Here is a 409-nt window from a genome sequence, read left to right as displayed (position 1 = left end):
CCGCCCTCCCCCGCCCCAACCCGCCCCACTCCCCCGCCTGACAGCCCACCGGCCATCACCCTCCAGGAGCCCACCACCATGCCCCGCCCAGGTCTGCCCGTCCTACGCGGCGTGCGCCGCGCCCTCGGCACCGCCGCCCGCATCTACCTGACGGGCTGTGCACTGCTGCTCGGATGGGCCATCGTGACCGCCTCCGACGAGTCCATGGCGGCCGTCGTCCCCCTGTTCGCCACCGCCCCGACCAGCGTCGTACTGCTGTTCCTCCTGCCCGAAGCCGACACGACGTTCCTGCTCTCCATCCTCCTCGGAGCACTGATCAACGCCGTGATCATCGGCTGGTGCGCTCGTGCGCTGCGCCGCGGGAACAACCCGGACCCGGCATCCTGATGGCGGACGCCACCGCGGGCCG

Annotated in this window: 1 protein-coding gene; it reads left to right on the top strand. The window is 72.6% G+C overall.

The window, feature by feature from the left end; all coding sequences use genetic code 11:
- The coding region (locus tag B7767_RS33890; RefSeq protein ID WP_306298020.1) for an SCO4225 family membrane protein at positions 1–387 on the top strand (387 nt) is incomplete at its 5' end.
- Positions 388–409: the final 22 nt, after the last annotated feature.

The sequence above is a fragment of the Streptomyces sp. 13-12-16 genome (assembly GCF_002114215.1).
Taxonomy (GTDB): Bacteria; Actinomycetota; Actinomycetes; order Streptomycetales; family Streptomycetaceae; genus Streptomyces.
The sequence above is the reverse complement of the archived record's forward strand: the minus strand, read 5'-3'. Positions and strand labels throughout refer to the sequence as shown.